Here is a 905-nt window from a genome sequence, read left to right as displayed (position 1 = left end):
CGTGGGCCAGGCGTGGAGCGCGAGCGGTCACTGACCGCGCCGGCGGGCCGTAAGGTCCGCGGAGGCCCTTCGGACCCCGGGCAGGGGTGCCCGGAGGGGGGTGGCGAAGATCCCCAAAAGGGCCATGCGAAACTTTTCACATGAGCGCCTGCCGTGCCCCTCGGGGCCTCGCGAACCGTCGTCGCGCAACCGTGCTGGCCGTCGGGGCCACGGTTGCCGCGCTGTCCCTGACCGCTTGCGGCGGGGGCGGCACCTCGGGCGGCTCCGCCGACACCAAGTTCGTCCAGGGCAAGGGCGGCGTGGACACGGTCTCCGAGGAGAACCGTAAGGACGCCCCCAAGCTGTCAGGGAAGACCCTGGAGGACAAGCCGCTGGACGTGGCGGACTACAAGGGCAAGATCGTGGTCCTGAACGTCTGGGGCTCGTGGTGCGCCCCCTGCCGGGCGGAGGCGGCGAACCTCGCCAAGGTCGCCAAGGACACCAAGGCCAAGGGCGTGCAGTTCGTCGGGATCAACACCCGTGACTCCAACCGCGCCCCCGCTCTCAGGTTCGAGAAGGAATACGGCGTCGACTACCCGAGCCTGTACGACCCGATCGGGAAGCTCATGCTGCGCTTCCCGAAGGGCAGCCTCAACCCGCAGGCCATCCCCTCGACGATCGTCCTGGACCGGGAGGGCAGGATCGCGGCCCGCGCTCTGACGCCGCTCAGCGAGGAGCGCCTGCGCTCGATGATCACCCCGCTGATCGCGGAGAAGTGACCTCCGTGAGCACGCTGGCCGCCGCCACCGATCCCAACCAGACCGTCTTGACCGGGGCGCTGCTGCTGGCGCTTCCGGTCGCCCTGCTCGGCGGGCTGGTCTCCTTCTTCTCCCCCTGTGTGCTGCCGCTGGTGCCCGGCTATATGT

At 69.8% G+C, this 905-nt stretch carries 1 protein-coding gene; it reads left to right on the top strand.

What is annotated here, in order from left to right; translation table 11 throughout:
* Positions 1-140: 140 nt before the first annotated feature.
* The gene (locus tag CCN37_RS38085; RefSeq protein ID WP_078642830.1) at positions 141-758 is read left to right on the top strand and encodes a TlpA disulfide reductase family protein; all 618 of its coding nucleotides are present in this window, start codon (positions 141-143) and stop codon (positions 756-758) included.
* Positions 759-905: the final 147 nt, after the last annotated feature.

It is taken from the genome of Allokutzneria sp. NRRL B-24872 (assembly GCF_002155965.1).
In the GTDB taxonomy this organism is placed as follows: Bacteria; Actinomycetota; Actinomycetes; order Mycobacteriales; family Pseudonocardiaceae; genus Allokutzneria.
This window is presented reverse-complemented; position numbering and strand designations above follow the sequence as displayed.

What these genes read in the sequence shown, in the direction of transcription:
- CCN37_RS38085 (WP_078642830.1), top strand. Translation starts at nt 141, where the DNA reads ATGAGCGCCTGCCGTGCCCCTCGGGGCCTCGCGAACCGTCGTCGCGCA.